Source organism: Sphingomonas colocasiae, from assembly GCF_019880585.1.
GTDB classification, from domain to species: domain Bacteria; phylum Pseudomonadota; class Alphaproteobacteria; order Sphingomonadales; family Sphingomonadaceae; genus Sphingobium_A; species Sphingobium_A colocasiae.
Window position 1 is genome coordinate 43,943 of sequence record NZ_JAINVV010000005.1, and the last position, 16,398, is coordinate 60,340.

Annotated in this window: 8 protein-coding genes; 1 reads left to right on the forward strand and 7 read right to left on the reverse strand. The window is 63.4% G+C overall.

The genetic code is table 11. The annotated features are described in order from the left end of the window. Positions 1-54: 54 nt before the first annotated feature. From K7G82_RS13030 to K7G82_RS13050, 5 genes are all read right to left on the reverse strand, one after another. Positions 55-2,769 (reverse strand): M16 family metallopeptidase, encoded by a 2,715-nt coding sequence (locus K7G82_RS13030; protein ID WP_222990340.1) that lies wholly within the window; start codon positions 2,767-2,769, stop codon positions 55-57. Between the two features lie 168 nt (positions 2,770-2,937). Further along, entirely contained in the window at positions 2,938-6,384 is a 3,447-nt protein-coding gene (locus K7G82_RS13035) for a TonB-dependent receptor (RefSeq protein ID WP_222990341.1), read from the reverse strand. 81 nt (positions 6,385-6,465) lie between these two features. After that, positions 6,466-7,443: a FecR family protein gene (locus K7G82_RS13040; RefSeq protein ID WP_222990342.1), complete on the reverse strand. Its 978-nt coding sequence runs from the start codon at positions 7,441-7,443 to the stop codon at positions 6,466-6,468. Beyond that, positions 7,440-8,030 (reverse strand): RNA polymerase sigma factor, encoded by a 591-nt coding sequence (locus K7G82_RS13045; RefSeq protein WP_246623527.1) that lies wholly within the window; start codon positions 8,028-8,030, stop codon positions 7,440-7,442. The genes K7G82_RS13040 and K7G82_RS13045 overlap by 4 nt, the downstream gene beginning before the upstream one ends. A 133-nt stretch (positions 8,031-8,163) precedes the next feature. Beyond that, positions 8,164-8,700 carry an RNA polymerase sigma factor gene (locus tag K7G82_RS13050; RefSeq protein ID WP_222990343.1) on the reverse strand — a complete coding sequence of 179 codons (537 nt, stop codon included), beginning with the start codon at positions 8,698-8,700 and terminating at the stop codon, positions 8,164-8,166. A 158-nt stretch (positions 8,701-8,858) separates the two neighbouring features. On the opposite strand from K7G82_RS13050, the gene K7G82_RS13055 reads away from it, so the two are divergent. Beyond that, entirely contained in the window at positions 8,859-9,560 is a 702-nt protein-coding gene (locus tag K7G82_RS13055) for an SDR family NAD(P)-dependent oxidoreductase (protein WP_222990344.1), read from the forward strand. A gap of 163 nt (positions 9,561-9,723) precedes the next feature. Here the strand turns inward: K7G82_RS13055 and K7G82_RS13060 are convergent, their stop codons facing one another. Both K7G82_RS13060 and K7G82_RS13065 read right to left on the reverse strand, forming a co-directional pair. Next, positions 9,724-12,588: a M16 family metallopeptidase gene (locus K7G82_RS13060; RefSeq protein ID WP_222990345.1), complete on the reverse strand. Its 2,865-nt coding sequence runs from the start codon at positions 12,586-12,588 to the stop codon at positions 9,724-9,726. 308 nt (positions 12,589-12,896) lie between these two features. Further along, positions 12,897-16,370 carry a TonB-dependent receptor gene (locus K7G82_RS13065; RefSeq protein WP_222990346.1) on the reverse strand — a complete coding sequence of 1,158 codons (3,474 nt, stop codon included), beginning with the start codon at positions 16,368-16,370 and terminating at the stop codon, positions 12,897-12,899. Between the last annotated feature and the right edge of the window lie 28 nt (positions 16,371-16,398).

A 16,398-nucleotide genomic window follows, 5' to 3' on the forward strand; every position in this document is an offset into this window, starting at 1 on the left:
TGGTCGGCATTACCGCCACCCTCCGCCGCCGGGAAGCTCCCGCCCGGCCCGCCCTTATCGGACAGGCAGTTGCACGAACTCGGCGAGTTTCGCGGGATCGAAAAAGCCGCGGATCCACAGCTGCACCTGCTGGTCGTCGGGCAGCGGATGCCGCGACACCGTGCCCCACGCAATCCAGTTCTCGACCGTGGAATCCGCGGATACGGGCTGCTCGGCCAGAAAGCGACGCGAATATGCGAGCTCGTCCGCACTCACGCCTTCCTCACGCACGCGACGCAGTTCGTCCTTCACCGCGCCGATCAATCGCTCCACATCGCCGGGCGCGCACTTGAACTCGACACCGAAAGCAGCGCTGTCGGGCGACGTACCGATCGAATAGTCGGCGATCACGCTGTACACGCCTTTCTCGACGCGCCGCAGCCGGTCGGTCAGGCGTCGTTTCATGATTTCCTTGATGACCAGGCCCGAGGCGTCGGCGCTGGTGACCCTCTTGCCGTGCTGCAGGACAAGTATGACCGTCGCGCTGTCGAGCCCGTCATTCACGACCGTTCGCGAGGCGATACTGTCGGGAAGCGCGTGACGCTCCAGCTGGCCGGGCTTTCCTCTCGCGGGGATATCGAGCGTGGAGGCGAACGAGCGATAGACGGTCTCGGAGTCCAGCTTCCCCTCGACGACGATCGTCATATCGCTGGTGTCGGACAGCATCGCCGCATAGGCGTCGCAAGTCGCCCTGAAGTCCGGGCGGCTTTCGAGTTGCGGAGCAAGGCGCCTGCCCGTTGCCGCGGCCACCGCACTGTCCAGGCTGATCCGGGAAAGCGCGGATGAATGCGCCTCATGGCGCACACGCTCGATCATCGACAGATAATCGTCGAAAGCTTCCGGGCGGCACTGCGGCTGCATGATCTGCGCGCGCGTCACCCGGACCAGGAGCGGCCATTGCTCCACGGGGCCGGAGGCTCTCAGGCCCTCGCGATTGTAGCGGAAGATGGGCAAGATGGCGATGCGGGCAGTATCGAGAAAGCGCCTCGCCTCGAAGCCGTCGAGCCCGGCGAATCCGGATTCCACGACGACATCGCCGGCGATCAGCGCGGCGTCGGCCAGGGCGGCGGGAAGTCGCGAGGCTCCACCCGGGCGCCCCATCACGATCAGGGCATCCGCGTCTGTCTTGCGGAACAGCAATGTCGCGCCCGATCGCGGCAGGCGCCACCGGAGATACCCGTTCGTCTCCGGCACGGCCGCGACAGGCGCGATGGCCTCGGGCGGGATCGGCGCGAATGTCGGAACCTTGGGAGCCGGCGGGGCCAGGGCGATCGGCGGCGCACGGTCAGCCGCCGCGATGAGCCTGGCCAGGCTGGACCTCGACGGCACTGCGCCGCGATCCTGTTCGGGATGGATCACGAAGATGTCGCGTTGCGCGGGGTCCAGGATCTTCCGGAGGCCCGCATTGACCTCGGCGACCGTCATCGCATCGATCGCCGTGCGCAATTGCAGCGGCGTCGCACCGAAATCGCCATATTGGAAATAGGCCTGCCATTTCGAGGCGGCATCGGTGGCGGGATCGCTCCTGATTTCGGGCAATGCCATGGCCCTGGCTTGCTCGATTTCGGCGGACGAGAAGCCGACGCGTCGCACCGAAGAAATGAAGCGGAACAGATCTGTAAAGGCGGCGCCGATCTTTCCGGGACGGACCTGTGCCGTGACCGCCCAGACGTCCACCGCGGCGGCCTTGATATAGCTCGCGTAATTATAGGATGCGCCGGCGACAGTCGCGGACGGGACAGGAGCGCCGTAGCGCGCGCTCAGCTCGCCGATGCTGTCGCGCAACAGCGCGCCGGCGAGACGGTAAAGCGCCTCCTCCTTCACGCGCGCCTCGGTTCCATGCGCGGCGCGGCGGATCTTGTAGCTTATGTTGATTTCGGCGGTCCGCTGATCCGGATGCGTTATCGGCACATACCCGCCGCCTTTGAGCGCGGGGATGGTGAGATCGGGCTGCGCTCCGGCCTGTCCGGCCGGTATACGGCCCATGCTTTTCTCGAGTTCCGCGAGGATCGCGTCGGGATCGACCGGGCCGGTGACGATCACCGCCATGTTCCCCGGGACATAATATCGCGAATGAAGCGCGCGGACGCCTGCATGTGTCGAGGTGACGGTGCCGACGGGCGGAAATACGGCGTGATAGGCGGGGCTGTCGGGGTACCAGGTCCGGTGCATCATGGTCCAGGACCATCGCTGGGCGTTGTTCCCGTTCCGGCTTTCCGCCGCCACCACCTTGAGTTCGCGGTCGACATCCTCATCCGAAATCGGCAGCGGCGAAGCCCAGTCGGTGAGGATGTCCAGCCCGGTGGACAGCGCGACGGCATCCCCGGCCGGCAGCATCAGGCCGTAGGAAGTCATCTCCCACGACGTGCTGGCTCCGTAGATGCGGCCGCCATATGGCTTAAGACGGTCGAGCAGCGTCCCTTTCGACGCGCGATCGCGGACATTCTCGACGACGACATGCTCGAGAACATGGGCAGCCTCGGTATCGGCCGGCATCGTGTGCATCAGTCCGACCCGGACATTGAGCAGGACCTGGACCTTGTCCGCCTGCCCGCTGGTTCTCTCAATGAAATAGCTCAATCCATTGGGGAGCCTGCCGCGCCGGATATCCGGCCCGGAGCGCGTCGCCGCCGGCCCTTGCTCGCCCGCCGGTGGCGCGGCCCAGGCACCCGTCGACCCGGTCAGTATCGGACCGAAGGCCGCCATCAGCAACACCGTCACCTTCATCATGTCATCCTTTTCCACACGGATCGACGAACGGTGTCCGGCATCGCCGCACCGCGCCTTGCCTCGCGATTTTCCTGATCCACCCGTCGCGCGCCGTCCGGGAAACATTGGCTGCCGGCACCGTCGGCAAGAGGGCCTCCGCCCCCTTGCCCTCCGCATTCACCGCACCTGTCAGAAGGTCGCCGACAGTCCCAGCGCGAACCGACGGCCGCCGTGATAATAGCCGCTCATATAGTATTTCCTGGACGTACCGCTCGCCCGGTAATTCTGGGTGTTCGGGTCGCCCGTCCCCTTCAGCAGGTCATTCGCCTCGAACGACAACCGAACGGATGAGCCGGCGATTTTGAGCGTCTGGACGACGCGCAGATCGAGGGAGTTGAACGGCGCGGCATATCCGTTGACCAGAAAATTATCGGCGAAGCTGAACCGGTCCGACTGGAGCGTGTAGTAGAGCGTCGCGTCCGTGCCCGGCCGCGTGTATGTGAGCCCGAGCGTGCCGGAATGACGTGGCGATCCTTCGAAGCGCGTCCTGCGCGTCACCGACCTCGGCTCGAAGCTGCTGAAGCTTCCATCGGGATTGAAGACCGGTTCGACATAAGGAAACAGCGTGGTCTTCCGGCTGTCGCTATAGGTGTAATTGGCATAGACGCCCAGGCCGGACAGGAAGCCGGGCAGGAATGTGAGCCGCCGCTCGGCCTCGAGCTCCAGGCCCCAGATCGTCGATATGTCCGGATTGTTCATCGGGCGATTATAAGCGATGAAGACATCGGCCGGGATGGCGTCAAGCAAGGGGTGATCCGGCAGTTCGAGTCCGTCGAGCGAACCACCCTCGACATACGTGTTCGACTCGGTCAGGTTGCGGATCCGTTTCAGGAAAACGCTCGCCTTGATGACGCCGACATTGCCGTCATACCATTCCGCGCTGGCGTCGAAATTATGCGTTCGCGCGGGCAGAAGATCGGGGTTTCCGGAATTGATCATGAGACCCGGCTGACCGCCGGCCGGCCCGAAGAAGCGACGGGCATCATAGCTGATCGTGCGCGCCGAATTCAGGAGCTGGATCTGCGGCCGCGCGACCGTCGAGAAATAGCCCGCCCGGAAAACCAGATTCTCCTGCGGCCGCCAGTTGGCGAGGATCCGGGGCAGGAAATTCGTCGTCCGTCCCCGCCCCTGTTCCAGGCGAAGCGTGCGGTCATAATAGAGCTGGTCGAACTGACCCTGCGCGTCGGTGACCCGGACCCCGTTGACGAAGAAGGCATCGACCCGGTTCAGCTCGACGCGGACGCCGCCGATGACCTCGACCCGGCCGAGATTGAGCCGCCCCTGCGCGAACCCTGCGAGATCCTCCTCTCGCGTATATTGCTGCCGTGAGAGCGTGGAATCGAACTCGACCTCGCTGAACTCATAACCGAGCCTCTCGAGATCGCTCATCCGGCTGAACAGATCGATGACGGAAGCCCTGCTGAGCGACCTGTAGATCGTATCCGCGCCCGTCACCGGGGCATATGACTGCTCCTCGAAGGCAAGGCCGACATTGCTGACGGGCGTGCCGCCGTCCGGATGAAAATAGCCGATGGAAGAACCGGCCCTGCTGGAGAAGCGCCGGCGGTCATATCGAACGCCCGCCTCGACATAATCGAGTATCCCGCCGGCGAGATCGTATTTCGCGCTCAGATTGGCGTTCCACTGCGTCGATCCGCCGTCGATGCCCTGCTGGGCCGACAGGCCCTGGAAGTTGCTCGTGACCAGATTGTTCCGCAACGCCTCGTAACCGGCGGCCGTGAGCAGCGGGACAGGCACCGCCGTGCCCGATCGCGGACCGAAGAGCGTGACGATCCCCCCGACCGCGGCATTGTAGGCTTCGGGCGCGATCAGCGGGGACCCGGGCGATAGGGTGAACCGGCTGTCGACCGTGAAACTGCCCGAGAAAGGCCGCGATTCGGCGCCTCTTGCATAACCCGCGCCGAAGTCGAGCGAGAGCGCGCCGAACGCGGTCGTCCCGCGAAAGCTCACCGTATCGGACTTGCTGGTGTAATCCGGGTCGTACTGGACGTCGTTGTTGACCGACATGACGGGCGAGGCGGGCGCCAGATAGACGGTCCGCAGCGCGCCCCCGAGCGCCGGCACCGGGCGGTTGAGTTGATAACTGCCCCCGCCGCTCACGAAAGTCTTGACCGACAACGCGTCGCGACGCTGGTCGGATCGCACATAATCGAGCCGCAGATTGGTCGCGCTGTCCACCTGCCACTCGGCGCCGAGCGTGAGATTGTTGGTCTCCGCCTGATAGGAATTGCGGGCGACCGACACCGTCGCCACATAATAGTCCGCGCCGTCGAAGAATGGGAACGCCATCAGCGGATCGAGGAAATTGACACGCGCCGGCAGTCCGTTGGCGGCGAGCGGGAGATAAGGCCCCAGGATGGTATTCAGGGAATAGGAGTAGGTCGACAGATCCTGGTTACGATGCTGGAACGACGCGCTGACGCCGAAATTGTCGTTCGGCCCGAACCGCAGGGAGCCGGTCGCGGAAGCGGAATATTCGCGCCCGAAGCCCTTGCCGCGCTGGGTGCCGTCGACGCTGATGTTGAAATAGCGGCGCGGACGATCGAGCGGCGACTTGGTCTCGATCTCGACAAGCCCCCCGGTGCCGGCGCCACCCTGGCTCGCGAGCAGCGTCTTGCTGATCCTGATTTCGGAAACGGCGTCCGAAAGCAGGGTGCTCAGATCCGGCGCACGGCCCGTTCCCCGCGTTTCGGCGAGCGCGACACCGTTCAGCCTGACCTGGTTGTAATCGGGCGACATCCCACGGAGGAGGATGTTGGTGCCGTCTCCGCTCTGGTCGTTCTGCAGGAAGGACACGCCCGGCGCGCGCCGCAGCGAATCCGAGATGGTCGTGCCGTTGAAATTGCCGAGCAGGTCGCCCGACACCACCGTCGTGCTGTTCTCGGCGGTCCGCTGCTGGTTGAGCGCCTGCGCACGCGCGGAGATCTGGCCCATGACGATGATCTCGGGATCCCGCCCCGCCGCCGTCAGCATGATCGGCGCGCTCGCGGTCTCGCGTGCGATCACCTCGACGCGAACCGAAGTCTCGGGATAACCGAGATAGGAAACCTCGAGGGTCACATGACCGGCGGGCAGGTTCGCGAAGCGGAACTGGCCGAGTTCGTCGGAGGCGACCACGTCGCCCGTTTCCCGGACGAGGACCCGCGCGCCCTTGAGCGCCGCCCCGGTGCTCGCCTCCTTCAGGCTGCCGACGATCGTGCCGCGTCCGGCCTGCGCCGCCTCCCGGTCAGCCGTCTGGCCGCCCGCGGCGAAAGGGACCACCATATAGGTCTGACCTCCCGTCGAACGCGCGACGAGACCGGTCCCTTCGAGAAGCTGGCTGAGCGCCTGCTCGACGCTGAGCGGGCCGCGCACCGCCCGGGTCTGCTTGCCCTTGGTATATTTGCGCGCCGCCACGATCTGGATGTCCGCCTGGCGACCGAGCGCGGCGATCCCGGTCTCCGCGGCCTGCGCCGGAACGTCGAAGGAACGCGTCTGCGCCGTTGCGGGCGTTGCCGCCACGATGGCGATCGCGGTCGTCGTGAAAAGCAGGCTCCGGCCCAGTCCGTCGATCATGTCATTCCCCCCTTTTGAGCGCGGTTCCTGCCGCGCCGGAGGGAAGGAGACCCAAGACCGGATTTTCCTTTCACCGCCATGTCATTTTTCTGTAACCTGCTCGGATTCAATCCGGATTTCCTCAGGCCCGGACAGGTCGACCGAGCCGCCGAAGCTCCCGGCGATGACGCGCGAGAAGCCGACCGGATCGTCGGTGCGGAACACGCCGTCGACACGCTCGTCGGCGATCGCGGCATCGCGAAGCACGATCCGGCGGCGATTGTAGCGATTGAACTCCGCGATCGCGTCATCGACGCGCGTCGCGACCAGGTCGATCTTGCCCGATCGCCAGGCCAGCGCGCGCTCGACCGCCGGCGCGCCCGGCTCCGGCCGCCTGACCGCGGCATTGTCGGCGACGAACGCCATCGCGCCCGCGACGATCCGGATCTTCTGCCCTTCGGCGCCGTTGGCCCAGGCCTCGACCACGCCCTCGGTCACGATCACATCGGCGCCGCCCTCGCGCCGGCGCACCGAAAATGCGGTGCCGACCGCCTGCACGCGCACATTGCCCGCCTCGACGACGAACGGCCGACGGGGGTCCTTCACCACCTGGAACCAAGCCTCGCCCTTTTCGAGCCTGACATCGCGCCGGGTCTCGGCGACCGCGACCGCGATGCGGCTGTCGGTGTTGATCGCGGCGGTCGATCCGTCGGCCAGCGGCACGCGCCGGATCTCGCCGACCCCGGTATCGTAACGCTCGCTCCCGCCAAGCACGACCAGCCCGGCGACCAGCGAAGCCGCGATCGCCCCGCCCCCGCTCGCCAGCAACCAGCGCCGCGTCCAGACCGGCGGTGGCGCATCATCGACACGCACAACATCCGGATCCGCCTCGACGGTCTCCTCCTGGCCGAGCGTCGACCAGAGCGCCTGCGCCTGGACCAGCGCGCCGCCATGCCGCGGATCGAGCGCGAGCCAGGCGCCCAGTTCGGCATCGTCGGCATCGCTCCAGGCGTCCGAATCCATGCGCGCGACCCAGCGCGCGGCCATGTCGTCGATCTCTTGTATCGGCCGCTGGCTCATGCCCGACGCCCTCCTTCGCCAAGCCGGGCGAATGCCTCGCTGGCAAGCGCCTCGTCCTTCGCCCAGGCCGCGCGCAGCTGGCGCAGCCCGGCCTGGATATTGTTCTCGACCATCGACTCGGTGATCCCGAGCGTCGATGCGATCTCGCGCTGCGAGAGCCCGTCGAACTTGCGCATCTCGATGATGCGGCGGCAGCGTTCGGGGAGATCCTCGAGCATCGTCTTCAGGCGGCCAAAGGCCAGCTGCCCCGCCACCTCGCGCTCGGGCGAAGGCGCCTCGTCATGGACGAACTCGCCCAGATCGCTCATCGTGTCGATCGGCACGACCCTGGCGCGCTTGCGGCGACGCCCGAGCTGATGGCGGACCATCGAGAAGAAATAGATGTCGGGCCGCTCGATATGATCGACTGCATCGAGCATGGCGAAGCGGCAATAGCCGTCCTGGATCAATTCGTCGATTTCCTCAGGAGGCACGCGCGCGCCGCGAAGCCAACGGCGCACGAACGGCTCGTGGGGAATGACATGCTTCGCCACCCACGCCGCCCGTCTGCGCTGCCGCTCGCGGTTCGATATCTGCGTCGTGCCCATGATCCTTCAAAGAGGCGCACTCCGCGCGCCCGGACGAGAGGAGACCTGAGCGCGCCATTTCCTTTTTTCAAAGCTGATTTTTTTCGGATGCCCGGCACCGCGCGCCGAAGGAGCCCGGCACAGGCCATCCGGCTCAAGCGCCCGGAGACGCCGCCGCGCCCTCGCCGGCCTCGCGCAAGACCCGGATGGCGCCGTACAGATGCTTCTCGACCGCCGACAGCGTCACACCGAGCTCAGTCGCCACGATGCGCCCGGACGCCCCGTCGATCCGCCGCCGCCAGACCACCCGGCGCCGCGAGACGCTCATCGCATCGAACGCACGCGACACCCGCGCGAGCGCCTGACGCGCATCGCACGCTCTGTCCGCCGGACAATCGTCGGACGCCATCTCGCCCGCCTCGCACAGGTCGACAAAGGGGACACAGGCGCGGCGGCGATGCCGGTCGATCAGGAGATTGCGGCCCATGCGCGCCATCAGCGCCCGCACATCGTCGATCCCGTCCACGCCATCGAGCGCGAGCAGTTTCACGAAACAGTCCTGGACGACATCGTCGATCTCGTCGGGGCCATGAGCCAGTCGCCCGAGATACCGTCGCAGCCAGGCCTCGTGCGGCAGGACGTGACGCACGAGCCATGCCGCGCGCGCCGGGCCGGCAGAACATCCCTCCACACCCCTCTCCTTCGGAAGGCGAGGAGACATGAGGCGATGATTTCCTTTTCGCCGGGGAGCGCGATGTCGCGGCACATGCCCGGAATTGGCATGGCCGACGAGACCGCTATAGTCCGCGCACGAACACCATCGGACTCCGAAAAACTGGCGTGAGAAACATGACGACCGGCTCGCGCAAGGCGCTCGTCATCGGCAATTCCGACGGGATCGGCCTGGCAGTCACCCGCAAGCTCCTCGCGCGCGGCTATCACGTCACCGGCCTCGCGCGCTCGGCATCCCCCCTCAGCCAGCCCGGCCTCCGGCATCACCGGCTGGACGTGGCGGCGGAAGATTTCGGGATCCGGCTCGATACGGTGCTGGACGAGATGGACGGCATCGACCTCTGCATCCATTGCGCCGGCATCGGCACGACCTTCGACCCGGATGCGCTCGAAACTGAAACCGCGACGCTCCGCGTCAATCTCATGGGCGCCGCGGTCGCGACCGAACGGGTCCTCGCGCGCATGATCGCGCAGGGCGGCGGGCATTTCATCGGCCTCAGCTCGATCATGGATCGCGGTGCCAGCAAGGCGGCGCCCGCCTATGCCGCCTCCAAGACGGGCATCTCGGCCTATTGGGAGGGCCTCGGACAAGCCTTGGAGGGCACCGGCGTCCAGGTCTCCAACCTCCGCTTCGGCTTTGTCGATACCAAAATGGCGAAGGCCCCCGTCCGTCCGCTCATGATAACACCAAACCAGGCGGCCGGTCTCATCGACAAAGTCATCGACCGCCCGCGCCTGCGCCTCACCAGGCCCCGGCGTATTGCTCTCTTGCTTTGGCTTGCCAGCTTGCCGTCCCGCCTTCGCTATCTGGCGTCCTGACCGGAGAACACTGCATGGGTGGCAGCATGCTGCACCACGCATCCAGTTTGCCGCCATGTAAAACCGAAAGATCCGGTCCGTCCGACCTGCTCAAGTCCAGATGTCGAAGAACCGGTCCGACCAAACTTCCGGAAAACATCGGCGATCGATCACCCGCGGACCGTCATTTCCGCATTGCTTCGGGAAGACGCACATATTGCTGGATTTTCGTCGGGTCGATGAGCTTTTCGGCAAGCGCCTTTATGCTCTCGATCGTCACCTGGTCATATTGGACCGGTTCGAACGCGCTGTCTGCGCCGGACTCCTCGACATAGCGGGTGGAAAGACGACCGGGCCAGAAATAGATGTCATCGTCAAGCGTTGCCAGATAGGTAGCGTCCAGCTGCATGGCCTTTGCCACCTCAGCCGCCGTCGGACCATTCTCCCTCAATTTACGCAATTCGTCGATCGCCGCCGCGACCATTCGATCGACGTCGACCGCCTTGCAGTCGAAGCTGACCGAGACAGAAAATTCACCGGCGCTTCGCGACATGCTCGCGCCGAACTGTACAGAATATGTCCCGTTCTCTTTCTCGCGCAGCCGGTCGTGAAGGCGTGCGCGCATAATGTTATTGAAAGCGCGGGTCTTCTTTTCGTCCTCACGCCGGACAGCGACGGGCCCGGCGATCTTCAGGATGACGGATGCGTTCTCGTCGCCCCCGGCATAAACGGTCTCTTTGACCGCGTCATGCCGCAGTTGAAATGGCCTTTTGCGACCGAATATCTCCGCTGGCCCGGACGAGGGCAGTTTGGACAGATATTTGACCAGAGTCGGCGTGATATCCGCCGGGTCGAATCTCCCTTGGACAACGAACAGGAACTGACCTGCATTGCCCATCATCTGCTGATAATATCCAAGGGCCATGTCGTAATCGAGCGTGTCGAAATTGCTTGCATCGAGCTTTGGCCGGTCCGCCGAGTGGCGGGATGAAACCTCCCAAACCCGATCCGCGAGAATCTTCTGGGGTGATTTTTCCCCCAGCTTGTTGAAGTGGTCACGCAACTGGCGGCTATTGAGCCGGAACGCGTCTTCTGAACGCTGCACCTGCGTGAAATGGGCATGGGTGAGTTGCATCAGCATATCCAGTTCCTTGCGCGGCGCACCCGCGAGATACTGGGTTTCCAGTTCGTCGACACCCGGGGACGTCCAGATCCCGCGTTCTATACGCAGACGGGCATAATCGAACGGGCTGAGTCCGCCGACGCCACCCAGATAAGCGAGATTACCGGCCTGCCGCGCATTGAGATAGGCGTTGCCAGACCACGCCTCGGCGCCCATTGGCCGCGTGGCGGCGATGTGGATCTGTCCTCCACGAATGTCCCGCTTGGATAAGTCACGATCCGGCTTGAGGATGATCGTTACCCCGTTTTCCGGAATGACGACCCTGGTCAGACCCAACTCCTCAAATCGGGTGACTAGGAGGTTCCCGGCATAAGCCGGAAGCTCGACATTCGTCTTGAGCGTGTCGGCTGAAACTCGCGGTACATAGGCGACCGCCGGACGTTGTTCCGCCTCGTTCATCCAGGCGCGGATGATCGCTTCGGAAGGCATGCTTGCCAGCAGCTTCGGTGGCGCCAGCAAAAGCAGTTCGCGGTTGGTGCCTTTCCACGCCTCACGCGCCGCTTTGTTGATGTCGGCCAAGGTGATGGATGCGAGGATCTGGCGATGGGTACGCTCATAGTCGCCCCAGCTCTGGAACGGACTGGCTTTCACGAAGTGGTCGGTGATAGCCAACACCATGCTGCCTGATGTCAGCGGACGCTCCTCCAGCGGCAACTGCTCGGAGAGCAGGTCCCGGCCGAGCAACTGGCGCGCGCGATCGAGTTCGACCTGTTGAAATCCTTCGACCTGAACGGCCCGGCGAACAGCCAATCCCGCGTCCACGCCTTCCCTCATCCGATCGGGATGAAGCGTGAAATGCGACTGGGTCGTCCTGACCCCGCCGCTGTATCTGCCGCTGAAGCTGGTGACGTCGGTGTCCTGCGCCGAGCGTGCTTGGACAGGGTCGAAAGTGTCGCGCAGGCGTAGTTCGCGATCCACGTACATCCTCTCCAGCAACTGCGTCACGATCTCAGATCGCAACCCCTGATAGCCTGTGGCCTCCGCGCCGCGCGATGCGATGATCTGCCTGAGCTGGACCTCCTTCTGCTCAGGATCGGTAATGATCCGAAAGCGATCACGAACCGGAATCGGAGCCGGGCGTACGGTTGGAGAACGCTTGCCGACACCACGCGGCAGGTTTCCGAAGGTCTTCCTCACCATTGCCTCGACCGCCATCGGGTCGATGTCGCCCACGATGATGATCGCCTGGGTGTCCGGCCGGTACCAGTCGCGGTAATAGCGGAGCACCGGCGCGTCATCACTCCGCTGGATTGATGCCTGGCGCTCGTCCCAAGTGTCATAGTATGATGTGATTTCGGGAGCGACCTGATCCATGATCCGCGACTGGCGATTCCGGCTCCCCAGGATTTCGGCAAGCACAGCCTTTCGTTCCCGTGCGGTATCCTTGACCGAGAGAACTGCACCCTGCGCCCAACCGCGTTGAATACCGAGCGCCTGCGCGAAGAGCTCGGGCTGGTCGGACGGCAGGCTTAACCGGTAGATCGTGCGATCGTCCGAGGTTTCGGCATTGAAATCAGTCCCGATCTTTCCGCCCCAGCCCTGGACCCATTCCCAGATCGTGCCCAGATCCCCAGCGACATGATTCGCCACGATATGCTCGACCAGATGGGCATATTCGACCTGATCTCGATCCTGCTGCATTGTGCCAGCCTTGACGACCAGGCGCATCTCGACCCGCTTGGCCGGCCTTACATTGCGACGGATATAATAGGTAAAGCCGTTTGCGAGCTTGCCGTGCCGGATTTCGGGATCCAGCTTGATCTCGTTGGCGCTGACCGGTTGAACCACCGCCTTGGCCACGGCCGCACCGTGCAGACCCACGATCATCAGGCTGCACGAAATCGGCAGCAGGAATTTGAGACGCATAACATACTCCTTGAGGAAGATTTGCTGACCGGCCCCCACTGCCGTCACAAATGAGATCACCGAGGACGGCCTCGCTTCGCTCGAGTGAATTCGGCACAGATCCTGGCTTGAGACAGTATGGGCCTGCCTTTGATGCTCCCGGCATTGGTGAAATCGACGGGCCGAGGCAGCCTCCTCAGCTGCCTCGTCGCTGTTTCCCCCGCTCAAGCTCCCGGGATGGCCAGCCGGCGACACGACCTGCTGCTCTGCGGCGGAGTGCTGCGGAACCGGACGGAAAACACGTTGTCATGCCTCGGTCCGACGCGAGTTCAGAACGTCGCCGAAATTCCTGCCGAGACTCTGCGGCCGCCATGATATTTGGCGCCTGTATAATATTTGGGCGTCTTGTCGACGCCACCGATCGTGGTTTCGAACTGCGCATCGGTTGGGCCACGTAGAAGATCGTTCGCCTGGAGAACAAACCGCATCTGGGCCCCCACGATCTTGAAGTTATAGACGGCCTGAAAATCGAGCGACTGGAACGATTCTTCGTGCTGCCCCATATTGTAGCTTCCGATCGAGGTCTGCATCCGAGACTGCTTCGAGAAGAACAGCGATGCGTCCAGCCCCCATCCCGAATAGGTCAGCCCGGCCGTCCCGGAATGCTTGGGAGAATTGTCGAATGGCGCCTTCTGGAAATACGCGATGTTCTCATATCCCTGAAATGATCCGGAAGCATCGTAGATAGGCTTCGGCCAATTGCCCTGCCACGTCTTCTCGCTCTTGCTATATGTGTAATTCAGGTAAACTCCCAAACCCGACAGGAAGCCCGGCAGAAAATTCAGCCGTTTCTCGAATGCAACTTCGCCGCCCCATATCGTAGCGACCTTGGGATTATTGACCGGCCTTGTCCACGTGATGAAGACGTCGGACGGGAGGTTATCGAGAACCGGATGATCTGGTAGATCAAGACCATCAAGAAGATTCTGATCGGAGATCGCGTTGCTTTCGATGAGATTCGAAATCCGCTTCAGCCACATGTTCAGCTTCAGAACGCCGACATTCTTGTCATACCATTCCAAACCTACATCGAAATTATGCGTCCAGGCCGGCTTGAGGTTCGGATTACCCTCCGATACACCAAGCAATGGCTGCGTATTACCGGGTCCGTAAGCACGCATTGCATAGTAGACTAGCCCCCGTTCGCTGTTGAGCTGGCTGATCTGGGGACGGGCGACCGTCGAGAAATATCCGCCGCGGAAAACCAGGGCCTCGCTTGGCCGGAAATTGACCAGCAGTCGTGGCAGGTAATCGGTCGCCACGCCGACGCCATTGAAGATGCGGAGATTCGCATCGTAAAATGCGTCATCCCGGACGCTGTTCTCATCAAGGATCGTTGTTGAATTCGCAAAGGCCGCGTTGGTGCGCGTGCGATTGATGCGCAAGCCTGGGATGATCTCGACCCTGCCGATGTCGGCACGAAGCTGGACATAGCCCGCAAGCGTGTCCTCCTTCGTATGCATATCGTCGATCAACGGCCGGCTGGGGGTTACCGAACGGCGCATCAGACCGCGATCGACATAGGAGTCAAGCGCCCCCAGAAACTGCCTGATCGATGCCTCGCTCAACAGATTATATGGGGAATTCGCGCCGGTTGCCGCATCGAATGCCACCGTCTCGAACTCGACCAGCTCAGCAGCAAGGGGATAGAGGTTTCCACCGTTCGGCAGCCCCGCATAGTAGACGCTGCTCCTCGGTATATTTTTGAAATATGACCCGGTATATTGAACGCCGACATCGATATATTTCAGAATGCTACCCTGAAAATCATATCGAGCGTTGAATTCACCATCCTTATTCTCCGATCGCCCACGCCTATCGACCTGACCGGACGCACTCAGAATATAGACGCCCGGCGTTTGCGCCAATTGCAACCCTGCTGCCGTCAATAGCGGCTGCGGAATGCCACGCCCGATACGCGGACCAAAGGCGGTGATGATTGTGCCGGTGGCAGGGTCGATCGCGCTCGCGGCAACGTTCGCGCTGTTCACCGGCAACGATCGGGAGGTCATGAAGCTATATTCGCCGGGAGTCACCGACGCACCGCGCGAATAGCCGCCCCTATAGTCCAGCGTCAGCGCGCCGAACACGCTCTTGCCGCGGAAGCTGACGGAGTCCGTGGCGCTGCGGTCATCGTCTTTGAGCCTGCCCGAATTGGAGCCGCTCAGGCGGACTGGAGCGGTCATGATGTAGCGCAGCGCTCCGCCTTCCGCCGCGACCGGAGCAAGCGTGGAGTAGTTGTTGACACCACTCAATCCGTAAGCATTGTAAAGCGTGTCGGCGGCGCGCTCGCTTCGATTATAGTCCATCCTCAGGCTGGTGCTGTTATCGATCTTCCATTCCGAAGAAACCGAATAGGTGGACGTCTCCGATTTCACCCGGTCATAATTCGCGTAGGCACCAGTTACATAATATTGCCCGCCTTCATAAAATGGAAATGACACACGTGGATCGAGATCTCGCGTCATGGCGGGCGTGCCGTCCGAATTTAGCGGTAGGTAAGCGCCGAATATGCCATTTATGCCATAGGCATATGTCCGGGCATCCTGCTTGCGGCGCTGATAGGATGCGCTGATCCCGAAATTATCGCTCGCCCCAAACCGCAATGATGCCGTGCCGGATAGCGAGTATTCGCTGCCGAACCCCTTCGCTCGACGAGTGCCATCGACACTGACGTTGAAGTAACGCTTGGGACGATCAAGCGGGGATTTGGTTTCGATCTCGACGAGCCCACCGGTGCCCGCGCTGTCCTGCCTAGCGCTCAGGGTCTTGCTGATCCGGATTTCCGAGACAGAGTCCGCCAGAAGCGCCGAGAGATCCGCCGATCGCCCGATCCCGCTCGATTCCGGCAAGGCGATGCCGTTGAGCTTTACCTGATTGTAGTCGGGCGAGAGGCCACGGATGACGATATTGGTGCCGTCACCCGTATCCGCATTTTGGAGGAAAGAAATGCCCGGCGCACGCCGCAGTGCGTCGGAAATCGTTGTCCCGTTGAAATTGCCGAGCAGGTCGCCAGACACGATCGTGGAACTGTTCTCGCCCATCCGCTCCTGGTTGAGCGCCTGCGCGCGCGCGGACACCTGGCCCATCACGATGATCTCGCGGTCCTGCCCCGCCGCCAACGTGATCGGCGCGCTCGCCGTCTCGCGGGGGGTGACCGTCACCACCATGCTCGTGGCAGGATAGCCCAGGTAGGAGACGCGCAGCGTCACATCGCCCGCACGCACGTTCGCGAACCGGAAATTGCCCAGCTCGTCGGTCGCGACGACGTCGCCGGTCTCCTCTATCTCGACCCTCGCACCCTTCAGCGCTGCTCCGGTCGTCGCCTCGTTCAGGCTCCCGACGATCGTGCCGCGCCCCGGGCGGACTTCGGCGCTCCCGTCACCGGAAGCGCCGGCGACGTTTCCCGCCGCACTCGCGGCGATCACGAAGGAGGTGCCGCTGCCCTTGCGGATCGACAGCCCCGATCCCTCGAGCAGCTTCTCGAGCGCGGCGGCGGCCGAATAGCTTCCCTTCAACGCCGGAGCATGCTTGCCGCGCACCAGTTCCATGGGCGCCGCCACCTGACGGTTCGACTGGCGGGAATATTCCAGGATCGCGGATGCGAGCGGCTGGGCCGGTATGTCGAACGCCTGGGAGGCCTCCTGGGCCGACGCGCTTGCCGGCGCCAGCAGCGCGAGCGGCGATGCGCAGCTCATCAGGAACGCGGCGAAGCCGCTGGTCGTGTGACGCCTGGTGTTCATGTCAATCTCCCCCCTTTGGGCCGCCCGG

Bases quoted from the DNA above. Each gene is read 5' to 3' on its own strand.
- K7G82_RS13030 (WP_222990340.1), bottom strand. From the start codon at position 2,769: ATGATGAAGGTGACGGTGTTGCTGATGGCGGCCTTCGGTCCGATACTG.
- K7G82_RS13035 (WP_222990341.1), bottom strand. From the start codon at position 6,384: ATGATCGACGGACTGGGCCGGAGCCTGCTTTTCACGACGACCGCGATC.
- K7G82_RS13040 (WP_222990342.1), bottom strand. From the start codon at position 7,443: ATGAGCCAGCGGCCGATACAAGAGATCGACGACATGGCCGCGCGCTGG.
- K7G82_RS13045 (WP_246623527.1), bottom strand. From the start codon at position 8,030: ATGGGCACGACGCAGATATCGAACCGCGAGCGGCAGCGCAGACGGGCG.
- K7G82_RS13055 (WP_222990344.1), top strand. From the start codon at position 8,859: ATGACGACCGGCTCGCGCAAGGCGCTCGTCATCGGCAATTCCGACGGG.
- K7G82_RS13060 (WP_222990345.1), bottom strand. From the start codon at position 12,588: ATGCGTCTCAAATTCCTGCTGCCGATTTCGTGCAGCCTGATGATCGTG.
- K7G82_RS13065 (WP_222990346.1), bottom strand. From the start codon at position 16,370: ATGAACACCAGGCGTCACACGACCAGCGGCTTCGCCGCGTTCCTGATG.